Origin of the sequence: Pseudoalteromonas issachenkonii (assembly GCF_002310795.1) — a bacterium.
Classification (GTDB): domain Bacteria; phylum Pseudomonadota; class Gammaproteobacteria; order Enterobacterales; family Alteromonadaceae; genus Pseudoalteromonas; species Pseudoalteromonas tetraodonis.
Genome location: NZ_CP011030.1, coordinates 174,799 through 193,466 on the forward strand (window position 1 = coordinate 174,799; position 18,668 = coordinate 193,466).

General features: G+C 40.7%; 17 protein-coding genes. 8 read left to right on the forward strand and 9 right to left on the reverse strand.

Annotation, left to right across the window (positions count from 1 at the left end; genetic code table 11):
* Positions 1-77: 77 nt before the first annotated feature.
* The 4 genes from PISS_RS00860 to PISS_RS00875 all read left to right on the forward strand — a co-directional run bounded on the left by PISS_RS00860 (position 78) and on the right by PISS_RS00875 (position 5,101).
* Positions 78-1,892, forward strand: coding sequence for an assimilatory sulfite reductase (NADPH) flavoprotein subunit (locus tag PISS_RS00860; RefSeq protein ID WP_058154000.1), 1,815 nt, complete (start codon positions 78-80; stop codon positions 1,890-1,892).
* A gap of 61 nt (positions 1,893-1,953) precedes the next feature.
* Positions 1,954-3,651: an assimilatory sulfite reductase (NADPH) hemoprotein subunit gene (gene cysI, locus PISS_RS00865; protein ID WP_028835920.1), complete on the forward strand. Its 1,698-nt coding sequence runs from the start codon at positions 1,954-1,956 to the stop codon at positions 3,649-3,651.
* Between the two features lie 42 nt (positions 3,652-3,693).
* Positions 3,694-4,434: a phosphoadenylyl-sulfate reductase gene (locus PISS_RS00870; RefSeq protein WP_013463784.1), complete on the forward strand. Its 741-nt coding sequence runs from the start codon at positions 3,694-3,696 to the stop codon at positions 4,432-4,434.
* Positions 4,435-4,570: 136 nt separating this feature from the next.
* Entirely contained in the window at positions 4,571-5,101 is a 531-nt protein-coding gene (locus tag PISS_RS00875; protein ID WP_013463785.1) for a DUF4124 domain-containing protein, read from the forward strand.
* Positions 5,102-5,111: 10 nt separating this feature from the next.
* Here the strand turns inward: PISS_RS00875 and PISS_RS00880 are convergent, their stop codons facing one another.
* From PISS_RS00880 to PISS_RS00895, 4 genes are all read right to left on the reverse strand, one after another.
* Complete coding sequence (locus tag PISS_RS00880; protein ID WP_013463786.1) at positions 5,112-5,348, reverse strand: hypothetical protein; 237 nt, start codon at positions 5,346-5,348, stop codon at positions 5,112-5,114.
* Between the two features lie 158 nt (positions 5,349-5,506).
* The gene (gene acnA, locus PISS_RS00885; protein WP_096040821.1) at positions 5,507-8,251 is read right to left on the reverse strand and encodes an aconitate hydratase AcnA; all 2,745 of its coding nucleotides are present in this window, start codon (positions 8,249-8,251) and stop codon (positions 5,507-5,509) included.
* Positions 8,252-8,451: 200 nt separating this feature from the next.
* Positions 8,452-8,880, reverse strand: a complete 429-nt coding sequence (locus PISS_RS00890) for a hypothetical protein (RefSeq protein ID WP_058154001.1) — start codon at positions 8,878-8,880, stop codon at positions 8,452-8,454.
* Positions 8,881-8,976: 96 nt separating this feature from the next.
* Positions 8,977-9,360 (reverse strand): RNA-binding S4 domain-containing protein, encoded by a 384-nt coding sequence (locus tag PISS_RS00895; protein WP_013463789.1) that lies wholly within the window; start codon positions 9,358-9,360, stop codon positions 8,977-8,979.
* 243 nt (positions 9,361-9,603) lie between these two features.
* On the opposite strand from PISS_RS00895, the gene PISS_RS00900 reads away from it, so the two are divergent.
* The gene (locus tag PISS_RS00900; RefSeq protein ID WP_013463790.1) at positions 9,604-9,882 is read left to right on the forward strand and encodes a hypothetical protein; all 279 of its coding nucleotides are present in this window, start codon (positions 9,604-9,606) and stop codon (positions 9,880-9,882) included.
* A gap of 56 nt (positions 9,883-9,938) precedes the next feature.
* Positions 9,939-10,604, forward strand: coding sequence for a hypothetical protein (locus PISS_RS00905; protein ID WP_013463791.1), 666 nt, complete (start codon positions 9,939-9,941; stop codon positions 10,602-10,604).
* A 1-nt stretch (position 10,605) separates the two neighbouring features.
* On the opposite strand, the gene PISS_RS00910 is transcribed toward PISS_RS00905, so the two are convergent.
* The 5 genes from PISS_RS00910 to glnA all read right to left on the reverse strand — a co-directional run bounded on the left by PISS_RS00910 (position 10,606) and on the right by glnA (position 15,690).
* Positions 10,606-11,064 (reverse strand): Crp/Fnr family transcriptional regulator, encoded by a 459-nt coding sequence (locus PISS_RS00910; RefSeq protein WP_058154004.1) that lies wholly within the window; start codon positions 11,062-11,064, stop codon positions 10,606-10,608.
* Between the two features lie 31 nt (positions 11,065-11,095).
* Positions 11,096-12,481: a nitrogen regulation protein NR(I) gene (gene ntrC, locus PISS_RS00915; RefSeq protein WP_008108382.1), complete on the reverse strand. Its 1,386-nt coding sequence runs from the start codon at positions 12,479-12,481 to the stop codon at positions 11,096-11,098.
* A 15-nt stretch (positions 12,482-12,496) separates the two neighbouring features.
* Positions 12,497-13,567, reverse strand: coding sequence for a nitrogen regulation protein NR(II) (gene glnL / locus PISS_RS00920; protein ID WP_013463793.1), 1,071 nt, complete (start codon positions 13,565-13,567; stop codon positions 12,497-12,499).
* 80 nt (positions 13,568-13,647) lie between these two features.
* Positions 13,648-14,169, reverse strand: a complete 522-nt coding sequence (locus tag PISS_RS00925; RefSeq protein WP_058154005.1) for a DUF4124 domain-containing protein — start codon at positions 14,167-14,169, stop codon at positions 13,648-13,650.
* Between the two features lie 114 nt (positions 14,170-14,283).
* A complete protein-coding gene (gene glnA, locus PISS_RS00930) occupies positions 14,284-15,690 on the reverse strand; it encodes a glutamate--ammonia ligase (RefSeq protein ID WP_013463795.1) in 1,407 nt (468 codons plus the stop codon).
* Between the two features lie 508 nt (positions 15,691-16,198).
* Between glnA and typA the strand changes: the two genes are divergently transcribed.
* Together typA and PISS_RS00940 are read left to right on the forward strand one after the other, a co-directional pair.
* Positions 16,199-18,022 (forward strand): translational GTPase TypA, encoded by a 1,824-nt coding sequence (gene typA, locus PISS_RS00935; RefSeq protein ID WP_013463797.1) that lies wholly within the window; start codon positions 16,199-16,201, stop codon positions 18,020-18,022.
* Positions 18,023-18,232: 210 nt separating this feature from the next.
* The gene (locus PISS_RS00940; protein ID WP_016900062.1) at positions 18,233-18,550 is read left to right on the forward strand and encodes a hypothetical protein; all 318 of its coding nucleotides are present in this window, start codon (positions 18,233-18,235) and stop codon (positions 18,548-18,550) included.
* Positions 18,551-18,668 lie beyond the last annotated feature (118 nt).

Below are 18,668 nucleotides of genomic sequence, written 5' to 3' on the forward strand. Positions count from 1 at the left end.
TCTGAATGAGGTGGCACTCATTTTAAACAATGTGAACAAGCATTGTGTTTAACGTTCAGGGTTATGAGGAAAAATTCATGTTGTTAGGTCAACTCAATGCGCTAGCAAGTCCGCTTTCGCAAGAGCAAGTACAAAAGCTACAAGGTTTAGTGGCTGAGCTTAATCCAATTCAGCAAGCGTGGGTTAGCGGCTATTTGGCTGCTAATGCTAATTCAGCAGCGCTAGGTGCGCCAATTGCAGGTACACCAGCAACCTCTGAGGCAGCAGTACTTACTATTTTGTATGGTTCACAAACAGGTAACGCTAAAGCGGTGGCGACTAAGCTTAAAGAGCAAGCTGAATCTCGTGGGTTAGCTGCAAAGCTGGTTAGCATGTCAGATTACAAGCCAACCGCATTGAAAAAAGAAAAGTTTTTAACCGTTGTTGTATCGACTTATGGTGAAGGTGAGCCACCTGAAGATGCCGAAACACTGTACGAATTTTTAATTACCAAAAAAGCGCCAAAGCTTGATGGCGTTAAAGTCGCGGTATTAGGTTTAGGTGATTCTAGCTATGAATTTTTCTGTCAAACCGCTAAAGACTTTGAAGAGCGTTTAACTAAACTCGGTGCAGAGGTTATGTATCAACGTGCCGACCTAGACGTTGATTACGATGATGAAGCCGCCACTTGGATTGAGGGCGCGTTAAATGCGTTTGAACCAGATTTAAAAGCTCAGCAAGATGCCACAGGCGGCCAAGTTGTATCAATGCCATTTGGCACGCCCACGACAGCGGCTAGCCAATACACTAAGCAAAACCCGTTTGCGGCAGAGCTAAGCTTAGTGCAAAAAATTACCGGTCGTGACTCAACCAAAGATGTACGCCATGTTGAAATTTCACTTGAAGGGTCTGACATTACCTATACGCCGGGTGACTCATTAGGCATTTACTTTTTAAATGATGAAGCCCGTGTAGATGAGCTACTAACGCAAACACAAATTGATCCAAATAGCCGCGTTAAACTTGGCGATGAAGAACTCAGCGTGCGTGATGCCTTAATTGAAAAACTAGAGCTGACACAATCGTACCCTGGTTTTGTCGAAAAATATGCCACGGCTACAGGCACGCCTGAACTTCTTAAGCTTGTGGAAGATAAAGCCGCAATGCGTGAATACATTGAGCCTCGCCAAATTTTTGATGTGGTTGCACAAAACCCAGCTAAATTAGAGGCGCAAACACTGGTTGATTGCCTACGTAAATTGCAAGCGCGTTTATATTCAATTGCTTCTAGCCAAAGCGAGGTTGAGGACGAAGTGCATTTAACTATTGCATTGGTTGAGTTTGAAGCGTTTGGCACAGAGCATTTAGGTGGCTGTTCAGGCTATTTAGCACGCCGTGCGCAAGAAGGCTGTAAAGTAAAAGTATTTAGTGAACATAACGACAACTTCCGCTTACCAGTAAATGATGACACACCGATCATCATGGTAGGGCCAGGTACAGGTATTGCACCGTTCCGTGCCTTTTTACAAGAGCGTGATGCGCGAGAGGCTACGGGTAAAAACTGGCTGTTTTTTGGTAACCCACACTTTACCCAAGACTTTTTATACCAAGTAGAAATTCAAGGTTACTTAAAATCAGGCTTGTTAAGTAAAGTCGATGTGGCGTTTAGCCGTGATCAAGCAGAAAAAGTTTACGTGCAAGATAAGTTACGTAAAAACTCAAAAGAAGTATTTGACTGGTTAGAAGCGGGTGCTCATTTTTATGTGTGTGGCGATGCAAACCGTATGGCTAAAGATGTACACAATGCCTTAATTGATATCATCACAGAAAATACCGGCAAAAGTAATGAAGAAGCCGATCAATACTTAAAAGATTTGCGTAGCGCAAATCGCTATCAGAAAGACGTGTACTAAGTGCACGTTGTTTATTTTATTAAAGCTAACAGCCGTCACTGTAACAAATTTAGGATTTAAAATGAGCGAACAAGATAAAACCGTAAAGCTTTCTGATAACGAACGTTTAAAAAGAGAAAGTAACTTTTTACGCGGCACTATAGCGCAAGATTTAAAAGATGAAATTACCGGTGGTTTTACTGCCGATAATTTCCAGTTAATTCGTTTTCATGGCATGTACCAGCAAGATGACCGCGATATTCGTCCTGAGCGTGCTAAGCAAAAGCTAGAACCACTACATAATGTCATGCTGCGTGCACGTATGCCTGGCGGCATTATTAAGCCCGAGCAATGGTTAGCAATTGATAAGTTTGCTGGGGAGAAAACCAGCTATGGCAGTATTCGTTTAACTACGCGCCAAACATTTCAGTTTCATGGTGTATTAAAACCTGAAATTAAAGGTATGCACCAATTACTTAATAGCGTGGGTATTGATTCTATTGCAACCGCCGGTGACGTGAACCGAAATGTACTTTGTACCACTAACCCTGTTGAGTCTGAGTTACACCAGGAGGCGTATGAGTGGGCGGCAAAGATTTCTGAACACTTATTACCTAAAACCAAAGCGTATGCAGAGATTTGGCTCAATGGCGAAAAAAGCGAAACCACAGAAGAGCCAATTTTAGGCTCAACTTATTTACCGCGTAAGTTTAAAACCACAGTAACAATTCCACCAAATAATGAAGTGGATGTTCATGCAAACGACTTAAACTTTGTGGCGATTGCTGATAACGGTAAATTAGTTGGTTTTAACGTGCTAGTAGGGGGTGGCCTTGCCATGACCCATGGTGATACTGCAACGTATCCACGAAAAGCCGATGATTTTGGTTTTATTGCCCTTGAAGATACCTTAAAAATTGCTGAGCACGTAGTGTCTGTGCAACGTGATTGGGGTAATCGTTCTAACCGTAAAAACGCAAAAACTAAATACACACTTGACCGTGTTGGGTCCGATGTATTTAAAGCAGAAGTTGAAAAACGTGCAGGTGTGAGTTTTGCACCAAGCCGCCCTTATGAGTTTACTCATCGAGGGGATCGTATTGGTTGGGTTGAAGGCATTGACGGTAAACATCACTTAACGCTCTTTATTCAAAGTGGTCGTATTTTAGATTACCCCAATAAGCCACTGAAAACAGGGTGTCGTAAGATTGCAGAAATTCATCAAGGTGATTTTCGCATGACCGCCAATCAAAACTTAATTATTGCCGGTGTGCCTGCGGATCAAAAAGCAATCATTGAAAAAATAGCGCGTGAACACGGTTTGATTGATGACAAAGACACTGAGCAACGTAAAAACTCAATGGCGTGTGTGTCACTGCCCACTTGTCCTTTAGCGATGGCTGAAGCCGAGCGTTACTTACCGAGTTTAATTGAAAAAATAGAAGGCTTATTGGCTAAGCATGGAGTACCAAATGACAGCATTATTATGCGTGTGGTTGGTTGCCCTAACGGCTGTGGTCGTGCCATGCTAGCTGAAGCTGGATTAGTAGGTAAAGGCCCAGGTAAGTACAATGTTTACCTTGGCGGGAATACGGAGGGTACGCGTATCCCTAAGCTTTATCTTGAAAATGTGGGCGAAGAAGTTTACCTAGAGGCATTTGATAAGCTGATTGGGCAATGGGTTAGTGAGCGCAATGAAGGCGAATGCTTTGGTGATTTTGTTATTCGCAAGGGTATTGTTGCAGAAGTAAAAGTATCTGTTACCGATTTTTACGCATAATTTAAAAGCAGCGCACCGCGCTGGTGAGGTTTAAAATTGACCATGAGTGAATTTAAAAACATATTACAGCTAGATAAGCAAAGCCAACAGGCTATGTTAGCTGATGCGAACGGTTTGCTGGCTAACATGAGTGCTGAGCAGCGCGTTGCATGGGCGTTAGAGCACTTGCCTGACACCGCGTTTTTATCATCGAGTTTTGGTATTCAAGCAGCGGTAATGTTGCATTTAATGACATCACAGCGCCCCGATATACCTGTTGTATTAACAGACACGGGTTATCTATTTCCAGAAACCTATCAGTTTATCGATCAGATGAGCGAGCGTTTATCACTTAATTTAAAAGTGTATAAAGCGCAGTTGAGCCCTGCATGGCAAGAGGCTAAATTTGGAAAACTATGGGAGCTTGGTGAAGAAGGTATTAAGCAATACAACCAGCTCAATAAAGTAGAGCCAATGACGCGTGCTTTAAAAGAGCTTAACGCGAGCACTTGGTTTAGTGGCTTGCGTCGAGATCAATCGTCGAGCCGTGCTGAAAAACAAGTTTTAGAAATAAGCCGGGGTACAGTAAAAGTGTACCCTATTATTGAGTGGAATAATCGTGATGTGTACCAATACCTCACTAAACATGATCTGCCATACCACCCATTATGGGAGCAAGGTTATGTGTCTATGGGTGATGTACACACTACGCGTAAATTAGAGCCAGGAATGAGCGAAGAAGAAACCCGCTTTTTTGGGCTGAACCGTGAGTGTGGCTTGCATATTGATGGTGATGGAATTTAATTACCTTATTATTCAAAGCTATAAATTTAAAAACGCAGCTAAAGCTGCGTTTTTATTTTGTGGAAAATAATTGCCTGACTGCTGTTTTTTTATTATATTAATGATAATAAAGGATTAAATTTACAGCAGGAACGCTATGAAATACTTTACCTACTTAGCAATATCAGTAATGGTCATTGCTCTTATCTCTTTGTTTTATCTTAAAAAGCCAAATGGGCAACCTTGGCTCACCAGCTCATTGATTAAAAATGAATCTTTTTCTATTAAAGATAAAGTGGTAGCGCTTTCATCTAATACATTCGAACAGCTCACACTTGAGCTTAAAAAAGTAGGAGATAAAATCACATCGTCACCGTTAGCATCTGACTCTCAAAGTAAAATTTATAAGTGGCAAGATGAGCAAGGGCAGTGGCATTTCTCCGATGTGCCAAATAAAAATGGCAAGAGTATTGAAGTGCATCTTGATCCCGCAGATATTAATGTTGTGGTAGCCGAAGATACGGCTATATTAAGTGGCAGTGCTAAATCTGCGGCAAAACCTTTTCCTCAGCGAGCGCCTGAAATATACAACAGTGAGTCAATCAATAAGTTGTTTGAAGATGCTGAAAAAGCCAAAAAGAGAATTGAGCAACGCAGTAAAGAAGTCGAAAGTTTCAGCGGCTTTTAGCCCTAGACGGTTACTGCGATTTCAAGTAGCGCTTTTCTGCTTCCATTAATAATATGGTTAAATAAATTTTAGTTGGCAGTGATAAAAACACACCAATTGCAATGCACGCTGCTGCAGTAATAATGCCTTTAATACCGTACTGGCTGGTAAAGTAGCTCGATACAATTAATATATGGCCTGTCACAATCAGGCATAACCCAAGCAAAATAGATGTTTTAAGTAGTCTTATCATTACTATTGAAGACATGGCGACCTCTGCGCAGCGTGTCTTCTTAGTGTATGGTATCTTGATAGAGCAACATTGATTTAGCGCAAGGGTGTATCAATATTTACTCTATAGCGAATGTAAAAAAGCCCAGCTCATTGCTGAGCTGGGCTTTTAAGCTACTACTGTTTAATGGCTAGTTAGTCGAGCATATTGCGTAATACGTACTGTAAAATCCCGCCATGTTTGTAGTAATCCCACTCTTTAGGAGTATCAATACGCACATCGGCACTAAAACTAACTTGTTTACCTTCACTGTTAGTGGCAATGACACTGACTTCGTCGGTTTTGTCGTATAAACCTTGAATATCAAATTGTTCTTGCCCCGTTAAGCCCAATGACTCATGGCTTTCACCCTCTTTAAATTGTAAAGGTAATACGCCCATACCAATCAGGTTCGAGCGGTGAATACGCTCATAGCTTTGTGCTATCACAGCTTTAATACCGAGTAGTAATGAGCCTTTTGCAGCCCAATCTCGTGAGGAGCCGGTACCATATTCTTTACCTGCTAGAACCACTAATGGTGTTCCACTCTCTTGATATGCCATTGCCGCATCATAAATACTCTCTAGCTTATCGTCAGGTTGAGTGCGAGTGACACCGCCCTCAGTACCGGGGGCGAGTAAGTTTTTAAGGCGCACATTAGCAAATGTACCACGCATCATCACTTCGTGATTACCACGGCGAGAACCATAAGAATTAAACTGTGCTTTTTCTACCCCATTTTCTTGTAGATAAAGTCCTGCGGGTGCCTCCGCTTTAATCGCACCTGCTGGTGAAATATGATCGGTCGTCACTGAATCGCCTAGTTTAGCTAGACAGCGCGCACCTTCTATTTTTGGGATCCCCGGCGGTTCAACACTCATACCATCAAAGAATGGCGCTTTTTTGATATAAGTCGAGGCAGCATCCCAATCGTAAAGCTTACCATCAGGTATTTGAATTTTTTGCCAGCGACTGTCGCCATCGTAAACATTGGCGTAGCTTTTTTCGAACATTTCTTTAGTTACCGTATTTTTTACAAGCTCACTCACTTCTTTAACGCTTGGCCAAATATTTTTAAGGTATATATCGTTACCATGCTTATCTTGCGCAAGTGGTTCGTTGTATACATCAATATCGGTTCTACCTGCTATAGCATAAGCTACTACAAGTGGTGGCGACGCGAGGAAGTTCATTTTAACGTCTTGGTGAATACGCCCTTCAAAGTTACGGTTACCCGACAAAATAGAGCTTACAATTAGTTTATGTTTTTGAATAGCTTCTGAAATTTCATCCGCTAATGGGCCTGAGTTACCGATACAGGTGGTACAGCCATAACCAACTAAGTTAAAACCAAGCGCATCAAGATCATCCATTAACCCTGCTTTTTCAAGGTAATCGGTAACCACCTGCGAACCTGGTGCTAAAGACGTTTTAACCCAAGGTTTTACATTAATACCTAATTGACGTGCTTTTTGAGCCACTAATCCTGCCGCTAAAATTACGCTTGGATTAGAGGTATTAGTACAGCTTGTGATTGCAGCAATGACGCAGGCGCCATCGTTTAATTCAAACTCTTGGCCATTAAAGTTAACTTTTGCTGCGCCCATAAACTGCGCTTCATCAGTGGGTTCGTCAGGATTGGTAGTAGGGCCTTCACTTTCAATACGCGCTTGCTCTTCATCGCTTTTATCTCGACGTGCCATACGCTCGTCTTGGAAGTCTTTTAAGTGTTGACCAATAACATCACCGGCTTTATCCAGTGTGATTCTGTCTTGTGGACGTTTCGGGCCAGCAAGACTTGGTACTACATCATCTAAATTTAGTTCTAGCTTATCGGTATAATGTGCTTCATCGCCATCATTACGCCATAAACCTTGATGTTTTGCGTAATCTTCAATCAGTTTAAGCTGCTTTTCATCACGATTAGTTAAGCGTAAGTAATTAATCGTTTCATCATCAATAGGGAAAATACCACAGGTTGCGCCATATTCCGGTGCCATGTTGGCAATAGTCGCTCTGTCGGCCAGTGGTAAGTCGGCAAGCCCGTCACCATAAAACTCAACAAACTTACCTACCACACCATGATTTCGTAGCATTTCAGTAACAGTTAATACTAAATCTGTTGCTGTAGTGCCCTCAGGTAAGCGGCCATTTAATTTAACGCCAACGACCTGAGGAATAAGTAGGCTAATAGGTTGGCCAAGCATTGCGGCTTCGGCTTCAATACCGCCTACACCCCAACCGAGTACGCCTAGGCCGTTGATCATGGTTGTGTGAGAATCAGTACCAACCAGTGTATCTGGATAGGCTAACGATTTACCGTTTTTTGTATCATTGAATACTACGCGGGCTAAATACTCTAAATTTACTTGATGGACAATACCTGTGGCTGGTGGCACCACTTTTAAATTATCAAATGCAGTTTGACCCCAACGTAAAAACTCGTAGCGCTCTTTATTACGTTCATATTCTAGTTTTGAATTTAAGTCGAATGAGCCATCTTTACCGTAACCATCCACTTGTACTGAGTGATCGATCACCAGTTCAGCCGGAGAAAGCGGATTTATTTTTGCAGGATCGCCACCAAGTTTTTCCATCGCATCACGCATGGCGGCTAAGTCAACAATAGCAGGGACACCGGTAAAATCTTGCATTACTACGCGGGCAGGGGTGAAGGCTACTTCGGCCGAGGGCTTAGCCTTTGGATCCCAATCTAGTAGTGCCTGAATATCTTGCTCTTTAATATTCACACCATCTTCATTACGCAATAAATTTTCTAGTAATATTTTTAACGAAAAAGGCAGGCGTTTGGCTTTATCGCCAAGTCCCATGAGCGAGTTAATATGATATTGCTCGCCATTGATAGTAAGCTGTTGTTGGGTGTCGAAACTATTTTTCATTATTTGTCCCTTCAATAAATTAGATTGATATTCTTGAAAAAGTGACCTCTGTAGTAGTTTGCAAACTGTGTACCATGATAAAAAAATACCATGCAGTGTAATTTTTTTGACTGTTATATAAATAGAGATGAAGGCCAAAAGTTAAAATTCAAGGGATGCTCTGAGTAATAATTGGCCACAAAACTAAACTCAAAAAAGTGTTATTTAAAGTAGTCCAGTTGTTTTAAGTGGAAACTTAAATACACCAATGCAATCGCAATTAAGGTCACTGCAATAGGCATAAAAATAGCGCTAACGCCAAACAAGCTGATGCTATTAATAATTATAAAATTATAGTATTGCTGAGCTAAAACCGCTGCCAAAGAGATTATTAATGTTAATGCGGCTAGTGACTTTTTGAATAATAAAAGTACGCACCCTAATGCGCCGCCAAATACTGCAATAGCAAACGCTAAAGTAGCCCATAGAGGTTGGCTGTTATAAGCAAGTTGTTGTTCTTGTGGGAGTTTACTTACCATTTCGGGTGTTAATAATAGCTGCATGATAAATGCAAAAACACCTAATATATTCCATAACAGGGCGGTGATGAGTACGGGTTTTATCCAGCGGTTTGCAGTGTTTTCTGACATGTAAGCATCGATTTTTTATTATTGGTATTCTATTAAAGAATAAAAAAGCCAGTGATGCAAACTGGCTTTTAATAATACATATGACGTAAGCGAATGTTAGCCAAACGAAATAGGACGACGACCCGTTTTTTCATCCACTTTAGGTTTTTTAGTACGTTTGCGCTTATTTTTAGCCGGCTCTGTTGTTGCTACTGGCGCGGCTTTTTCTGCTGTAACTGTTTCATCAATAACAGGACGCTCTGCAGGAGTGGCATCTTCACTTAGCGTCAGTTGGAACAACTCGCCATCAAATGTAAGAACATCGCCACTGTATAATTTTTTCCGTTTAATTGTACAAATTTCATGGTTAACACCCACATAGCCACCGCTAATTAGATTTTTTGCTTGGCCACCACCTTCAACTAGATCTAATACTTTTAATAATTTACAAAGCTCTATAGGCTCTTCTTCTAATTCAATTTCTATATATTCTTCGTTCATCATGTTTCTCTGTGGGGGTGGCATTAGCTGTAGTATAAAGGCTAGCTGGTTATTTTGCACCAAAGTGCGTTTGTTAGATGCGATGATTGTGCATTTTTTATGAAACTTTTTACCTCTTTCATTTGTCTTTAAAAAACTGAAGTAATTCAAGACTACACTTCGCGTGAAAAAAATTACACATTGGCGCGCTTATTGCCAATATCTGTCGTAAAAAGAGATTGAATATAAACAGTGGAGTAAAACATGGGCATAAGATTAGCGATGAAAAAAGAGCTAATGGGCTTAGACAATTCAGATATGTTAACTGCTGATGATGTTAGAAAGCATTTGGCTCAGCAGGTACAAGAAGACACTGAACGTGGTTTTTCAGTTATCTCCAAGTTTAATGACACCCATAGTCAGTTAGTCAGCGGGCTTAAAACCAAACAAAGCGAGCTGGTATTTGAACGACATCGTTTATTTAATGAAGTACTTTATAATCGCCAGAGTGTTGATGCATGGTTAAATAACCAAATAAATTAAATTGCCATTTTAAATCACCCCTTATAGACTACGTTTGTAATCGATTGGGGGTGATAATGAAAAATGGAATTTTAATATGTGTATTGGTGTTTTTATTAGCTGCGTGCCAGCGACCTACTGTTTATGTTTTTATTGAAAACTTGCAAGGTGAACAGCGCAACCAGCTAGATGCTGCACTAAATGCACAAACTCTTCCCTATGAATATGTAGAACTAGCAATCCCATCAGATTTTGGTGAGGCCACATTACTACTCTCAAGCGATAAAATTTACCCCAAAGAGACGGAGCAACTTGCAGCTATAATGCAAGAGCTAGGGTACGCGCCACAAGTTAATTATACAAGTCGTTCAAATCATTTTTATGGTGATGGCAATATAGGCTTTTATTTAAAAAATGCTGATGCCAATAGAAATTTTGTTATGCCTAAACAGCTGAGAACAACTCATTGCAGCGAAGATAAATACAATGATTTAGCAGTCAAATTTGCAAATGAAGCTGTTGAGTTTACATTACCAAGTGGCGCAATCGTGAGGTTAAACTGGGAATATTTATATGGTTATGTTGTTGTTTATTTTAAAGACTATTCGCAAACATACAGTCATTCGCAGCCGCTTGTAAATACCCCCTTTGGCGCCAAGCCGTCAGATACCTACACATATACCGCAAGCGTTAACACCCCAGGTTGGCTTGATTGCTCACTACAAATTGTTTATATGGACTGATTTAACCGTGGGTTTCTATATGTTCGCTTAGTTTAGCTATGCGCAGGCTCATTCCTTCAATAATACGGTCTTTAATTTTTTCGCGTATAACATTAGGTAGGCGGGTAAGGGCATCGGCAGTAATAGCCAGTACGATGGCATTTTCTTTGGCGCGTGCATTAATGCTGCGCTCTCGGTTATTAATAAACGCGCCTTCACCAATAAATTCACCAGGTTCTATGCTGCCTAGCTCTAGAAGGTGATTATGCTTAAACACCATCAAGGAGCCACTGAGGACAATAAACAGTCGCTTGTCATTATCAAACTCTTTAAATAAAAACTGATTTTTACTTACTAAGTATAATAATCCAAATGACTCTAAAAGAATTTGACGTTCATTAAGCGTGAATTCTTTAAAGAATTCTAAGCGATTTATAATTTCCATTTGCTTAAACAAAGGGATGTTTTCAATTAACTTCATCAATAACCTAGGGCGCTAGCCTTATAAAATATCAGCTAATATTGCGCTCTTTTAATTTACGGGTCAACGTATTGCGACCCCAACCAATTTTTACCGCGGCTTCTTGCTTATGGCCTGAACAATTAGCGAGTGCTGTTTTTATTAAGCGGGTTTCCAGCTGGGCTTGAATATCCGGCCAAATATTTTCTTTACCTTGTTTAAACTCTTGATTAAGCCATTGCTGAAATGAATCTAGCCAATCGCCTTCTTGGGTTGCGGCTGCATTATCAATAATTTCAGGGGGTAAATCTTGCTCACCAATCAGCTCTCCAGGTGCCATTACGGTTAACCATCGACAGGTGTTTTCAAGCTGGCGAACATTTCCTGGCCAATTAAATAAACACAGTTGTTTAATCGCTTTAGGGCTAAGTACTTTACTATCTACTTGCAGGTCTTTTGCACTTTTATGTAAAAAGTGTAGCGCTAAGCGTTCTATGTCTTCGGGGCGCTCGCGTAGAGCCGGCAAGCGTAAGCGAACCACGTTTAAACGATGAAATAAGTCATCTCTAAATTTACCTTGTTTTACCAACTCTTCTAAATTTTGGTGAGTGGCGGCAATAATGCGCACATCCACTTTTATACTTTGATGGCCACCAACGCGATAAAACTCGCCATCGGCTAATACGCGTAATAAGCGGGTTTGTACATCAAGCGGCATATCACCTATTTCATCCAAAAATAAGGTACCGCCATTGGCTTGTTCAAAGCGCCCTTTACGCACGCTATCGGCCCCCGTAAAAGCGCCTTTTTCATGGCCAAATAATTCAGACTCAACTAACTCTTTAGGAATAGCGGCCATATTAAGAGCAATAAATTGGTTTTCTTTACGCGGGCTATGATTGTGCAGGGCGCTGGCAACCAACTCTTTACCGGTTCCTGACTCACCGTTGATGAGTACGCTCATACTTGATGCTGACAGCTTACCTATGGCACGAAACACTTCCTGCATAGCAGGGGCTTCGCCAATAATATGGGCACTTTTTGGCGGGGCGGTTTTTCGTTTGGTTTTTTTGGTCGAATTAGCACGATAGGCGCTTTCCACTAGCGCAACGGCTTCATTTAAATCAAACGGTTTAGCTAAGTACTCAAACGCACCTTTTTGAAAAGCATTAACCGCTGAGTCTAAATCAGAGTGTGCGGTCATAATAATAACGGGTAGGCCAGGGGTTTGCTCAGCTATCAGCTCAAGTAACGCCATCCCGTCCATCCCCGGCATTCTTACATCTGAAATTAACACACTGGGTTGACTAAATTTTAGTGCATTAAGAACGTTTTGCGCATCTGCAAAGCTTTCTACTTCAAACCCTGCGCGAGTCAGTGCTTTTTCTAGTACAAAGCGAATTGAGGCATCATCATCTACAAGCCAAGCTGTTTTCATGCAAACTCCAAAGTATTAATCTGTAAATGGCAGATAAATATTAAATTCAGTATGTCCTGGCCAACTATCGCATTCGATATAGCCATCATGTTGATCAATCAAGGTTTGCGCTATAGATAATCCAAGTCCCGAGCCACCTTCTTTATTAGTGGTCATAGGGTAAAATAAGGTGTCGCGTAAATTAGCATCAATACCTGGGCCGTTATCCATTACTTGAATAAGCAATGCCTTTTTAGGGGCTTTTCCCGGACGACGATGCTGATAATTAATCCGTGTTTTTATTTTTATTTCGCCACCATCCACCAATGCCTGTTGCGCATTACGCACAATATTAAGCACCACTTGTTGAACCTTGCTCTGATCAATATAGACATCAGGAATACTCGGGTCGTAGTCTTTAACTAACCGAATATCGCGGTTGTTATCTAACGTACTGAGTTTAACAACCGACTCTAATGTTTGATGTATATTGCCATACGATTTTTGCGGTAGTTGGTTAGGCCCAAGGAGTCTATCAACTAATTCACGCAACCGATCGGCTTGTTCAATTATCAGTTCTGCACATTGATCTCTTTCTTGTTGATCACCCTCATACTGCAATAATTGCGCCGCCCCGCGAATTCCACCCAGCGGGTTTTTAATTTCATGGGCTAAACCGCGAATTAAGTTACGTGCAGCTTGGTATTGATGCATTTGATTTGAGACTTGGTCATGTTTTATTTCGTCATCGGTTTGTCGACATTCAAATAAAATATAATAGGTGTCGTTATGTTTTATTCGCCGAGTACTCACCGCTAATTTTGCATGGCGAGAATCGATAAACACCACGTCAGCCCTGTGCTGGTGGCAGTCTACACCATCAACTAACGAGTACTGTGCAATGCGTTTTAAGTCGATAGAATGGTAGTTAAATAAATCGTCGAATGCTTGTCCTAGCAAACGTTTTTCGCCTAAGCCAAGTAATTCACTGGCACTGGTGTTAGCGTAAATAAGCTGAAAGCTTTCATCAAGTAACATCAGGGCAGTGGTTTGGTTTTGCCAAATTATATTCAGTAGCTCTGGGCTAAAATGTGTTTTATTAATCATCATTGCACCATTTTAGTGCGCCTGGGAAGGTAGGCAAGGTTTTTAGAAAATATACGCTAAACACGCGTACTTAATTGTAATTATCGACCTATGTTAAGGCCTTTACGGTGCATAAAAAATACACTTTCAGGACTGGTTGCAATTACCTGATTTTGTTTATTATAAAGTTTAACTTGCAGTGTGTGTTGGCCTCGCTCCACATCTCTTAACGCCAGTGTTGTCGTATCGCTCGGTGCACCAATGGCAACGCCATCTAAAAATAAACCAATGGTAAATCCAGCTTCAAATCGAGGGGCAATACGGGTAGAGACATACACAGAGCCCGTGTTTTCCCTGATAGTTTGGTGTGGTTCAGGCGATGAAATACTAATACTAAACTTTACTGCTGTTTTAGTAGGAGCAGTATCAAGAATATCGGTGTTTGTAGCGGGCATGCTGAGATGTTGGCTCGTGAGTTTAACCTCTTTAGCGCCTGGCTGAGGAGTATCTGAAAAAACCAACACCCCATTTTTGTCTTTCCATGCGTAAATTTTTTTATCGCTCGCATGGCTATTAAGGCTTAACATTAAAGCTATTAATAGCAACAAAATCTTACCTACCATCCAGCTATCCTGCATTGTTTAAACTAACTTCACTTTAGTGTAGAACCGTTAAATTTACCATAAAAAAAGCCCGCAAAGCGGGCTTAAAACACACATTATTTATCGGTTAATAAATTAACAGCTGTAGTACATTTCAAACTCAACTGGGTGAGTTGTCATGTTAAGTTTTTCAACTTCTTTTGACTTAAGTGCGATGTAAGCATCGATTAGGTCATTGGTGAATACACCACCTTGGTTTAAGAATTCACGGTCTGAATCAAGCGCAGCTAATGCTTCATCTAATGATGAGGCTACTGTTGGAATTTCTGCCGCTTCTTCAGCTGGTAAGTCGTATAAGTCCTTGTCCATAGCATCGCCAGGGTGGATCTTGTTTTTAATTCCGTCAAGGCCAGCCATAAGCATTGCAGAGAAAGCAAGGTATGGGTTAGCTGTTGGATCTGGGAAGCGTACTTCGATACGACGACCTTTTGCAGATGGAACCACTGGAATACGGATTGATGCCGAACGGTTACGAGCCGAGTATGCAAGCATTACCGGTGCTTCAAAACCAGGTACTAAACGTTTGTACGAGTTAGTTGACGCGTTAGCAAAAGCGTTGATCGCTTTAGCATGTTTGATAATACCGCCAATGTAGTAAAGTGCATCTTCAGAAAGGCCGCCGTATTTATCACCTGCGAATAAGTTTACGCCATCTTTTGCTAAAGACTGGTGACAGTGCATACCAGAACCGTTATCACCAACAACCGGCTTAGGCATAAACGTTGCCGTTTTACCGTAAAGGTGAGCCATGTTGTGGATAACATATTTCATTTCTTGGATTTCATCGGCCTTTAACACCATAGTGTTAAAACGCGTTGCAATTTCGTTTTGACCGGCAGTCGCCACTTCGTGGTGATGCGCTTCAACAACTTGACCCATTTCTTCTAAAACTAGGCACGTTGCAGAACGCCAATCTTGGAAATCATCAACAGGTGCAACTGGGAAGTAACCGCCTTTAACACCTGGGCGATGGCCTGTATTGCCATCTGCATATTCTTTATCTGAGTTCCAAGCTGCTTGCTTAGAATCAATTTTGTACATTGAACCAGACATGTCAGATTTGTATTTAACGTCGTCAAATACGAAAAACTCTGGTTCTGGGCCAAATAAAACAGTGTCAGCAATACCCGTAGAGCGCATGTACTCTTCAGCGCGCTTAGCAACTGAGCGAGGGTCGCGTTCGTAACCTTGTAATGTAGAAGGTTCAACCACGTCACAACGAACGATTAGTGTTGTTTCTTCTGTGAAAGGGTCAAGTTTAATTGAATCTGCATCTGGTAGTAACACCATGTCTGATTCGTTGATGCCTTTCCAGCCAGCAATTGAAGAACCGTCAAACATCTTTCCATCTTCAAAAAAGTCTTCATCAACTTGATGATGAGGAATAGAAACATGTTGCTCTTTACCTTTTGTGTCAGTAAAGCGTAAATCAATGAACTTAACGTCATTTTCTTTAATAAAATCTAAAACCGATTGTGACATGTGTCCTCCAACTATTGGGTTTTATTATTGCTGCTTAGATACGTTGAATACTTATAAGCTGATTTTGTGCCACTATTATAATTATTTGTTTTTTATGTAAAAAAATATAAATAAAATAAAGGCGATATAGATTAAGCACCATCTTAGTGCGTAATTTTTCCAAAATGGTGCAATATTTACAAAGCAATAATTGCTTGTAAATTAATCACCTTAGACTAGCACAAAGAAAATGCAAAATACGCAGTAAAGTCGCTTTAAATTAACCCAAAACCATCTTTTTATATAAATATCTAAAAATTAATTATCATAATTAATTATTTTAAAACAATGGGTTAATTATTTTATTGAGAAAGTTTGAAATTTTATTTTGGATAAACTTTCATCCATTCCATTTATAGGGGATAATATGCGCCCTTTTAAATCCTATGCTGGGACATCTCGTGAAAGCGCAGGTGAGAACGTATAGCCCCTGCAGGATCAATGAGATTCAATTTCTCTGAGTGAATATATGAGCATCGAAAAGTTAAGAAATATAGCAATTATCGCCCACGTTGACCACGGTAAAACAACACTGGTTGATAAACTACTTGAGCAATCAGGTACATTAGAAACACGCGGCGGTAATGAAGAGCGCGTGATGGATTCAAACGACATTGAAAAAGAACGTGGTATTACCATTTTAGCGAAAAACACCGCTATCTCATGGAATGATTACCATATCAATATCGTAGATACTCCTGGACACGCCGACTTCGGTGGTGAAGTTGAACGCGTACTTTCGATGGCTGACTCAGTATTACTACTTGTTGATGCTCAGGAAGGTCCAATGCCACAAACGCGTTTCGTAACGCAAAAGGCATTCGCGCAAGGCTTAAAGCCAATCGTTGTTATCAATAAAATTGATAAGCCAGGTGCTCGCCCTGATTGGGTTATGGATCAAATCTTTGATTTATTCGATAACCTAGGCGCAACTGATGAACAGTTAGACTTTAAAGTAATCTACGCATCAGCAATCAATGGTTGGGCTACATTAGATTTAGACGAAGCATCTGATAACATGGAACCTATGTTCAAGATGATCGTTGACGAAGTATCACCACCGGATGCAGATCCTGAAGGTGACTTCCAAATGCAGATCTCACAGCTTGATTACAACTCTTATAAAGGTGTAATTGGCATTGGTCGTATCAAACGCGGTTCAGTTGTACCTAACCAACAAGTTACGGTTATTAGCGCTGACGGGTCTAAACGTAACGGTAAAATTGGTTCAGTACAAAGCTACTTAGGTCTTGAGCGTATTGACACTGACAAAGCTTACGCTGGTAACATCGTAACGGTAACGGGTCTTGGCGAGCTTAAGATTTCAGATACGCTTTGTTGTCCTAACAACGTTGAAGCATTACCTCCACTAAGTGTTGATGAGCCAACAGTAACGATGACGTTCTCTGTAAATAACTCACCTTTCTGTGGTAAAGAAGGTAAGTTTGTAACATCACGTAATATCCGTGAGCGTTTAGACAAAGAGCTAGTACACAACGTTGCACTTCGCGTTGCAGACACTGATAACCCAGATAGCTTCCGTGTATCGGGTCGTGGTGAATTACACTTAGGTATCTTAATCGAGAACATGCGTCGTGAAGGTTACGAGTTAGCGGTATCTCGTCCAGAAGTTATCTTACGTACTGTTGATGGTGTGTTAGAAGAACCGTATGAAACACTAACAATTGACTGTCAAGAAGAGCATCAGGGTTCTATCATGGAACAAATTGGTCTTCGTAAAGGTGAGCTTACTGATATGGCCCCAGATGGTAAAGGCCGTATGCGTTTGGACTTTATGATCCCAAGCCGTGGTTTAATCGGTTTCCAAACTGAGTTCATGACGTTAACATCAGGTTCTGGTTTACTTTACCACACGTTCGATCACTACGGTCCGCACAAAGGTGGCGAGCTAGGTGTTCGTAAGAACGGTGTAATGATTGCAAATGCAACAGGTAAAGCACTAACTAACGCATTATTTAACTTACAAGAGCGCGGCCGTTTATTCATCGGTCACGGTGTTGAAGTATACGAAGGTATGGTTATCGGTATTCATAGCCGTGATAACGACCTTACAGTTAATGCGCTTAAAGGTAAGCAACTTACTAACGTTCGTGCATCTGGTACCGATGAAGCACAAACACTAACACCAGCTCTTAACTATTCACTTGAGCAAGCGCTTGAGTTTATTGCTGATGATGAGTTAGTAGAAGTTACACCTGAGAACATTCGTATTCGTAAACGTCATTTAACTGAAAATGAGCGTAAACGTGCGGGTCGTGCGCCAAAGTCATAATCTATTAATTTAGAATCATGATTTTAAAAGCCGCTGTATTGCAAAATACAGCGGCTTTTTTGTGGATAATAGTTAGCCAGAGAAGAGCGTAAGTCCACAGGTTAAAGCATCGCAGTTGGTTCGATACTGTTAAACAGTTTTTAATATTGAACCTAAAAGAGGTATTAAGTTATTATCAAAGCTATATTTACTATGTGCGTGTGAGCTAGTGTGAATACCGAAAATGAAATTATGGCAAAACTAGAGATAGAACATATTGCTGAACTGCAAAAATATAAAGATGAATTTGAAACGTTAGGAAAAAATGATTGGGGCTTGAAAGATCTCATATCAATTTTTTTACCCTTTATTTTGTTATCAATTGCTAATAGCTTCTATGATATTGAAACTGAAATATTTCAAATAATATGTTTTATTTTCCTTGCTTCAGCTGTGGTGCAGGGAATGATTAGGGAGCAGACCAAAAAAACAAATCGCAGAATTGATTTGCTTCTTAAAATTATTAATCATGAGCAAAAGGGTGGCTGAAATTAGCTTTATTAGGGCGCAGCGCTCTTTATATAAGGAAAAACGTGCTTGAGAATTAAATAATCTATATTGCAAAGTCTCTGTTTTTGTTAATAGGGTATTTTTGTTGGGTTTCGCT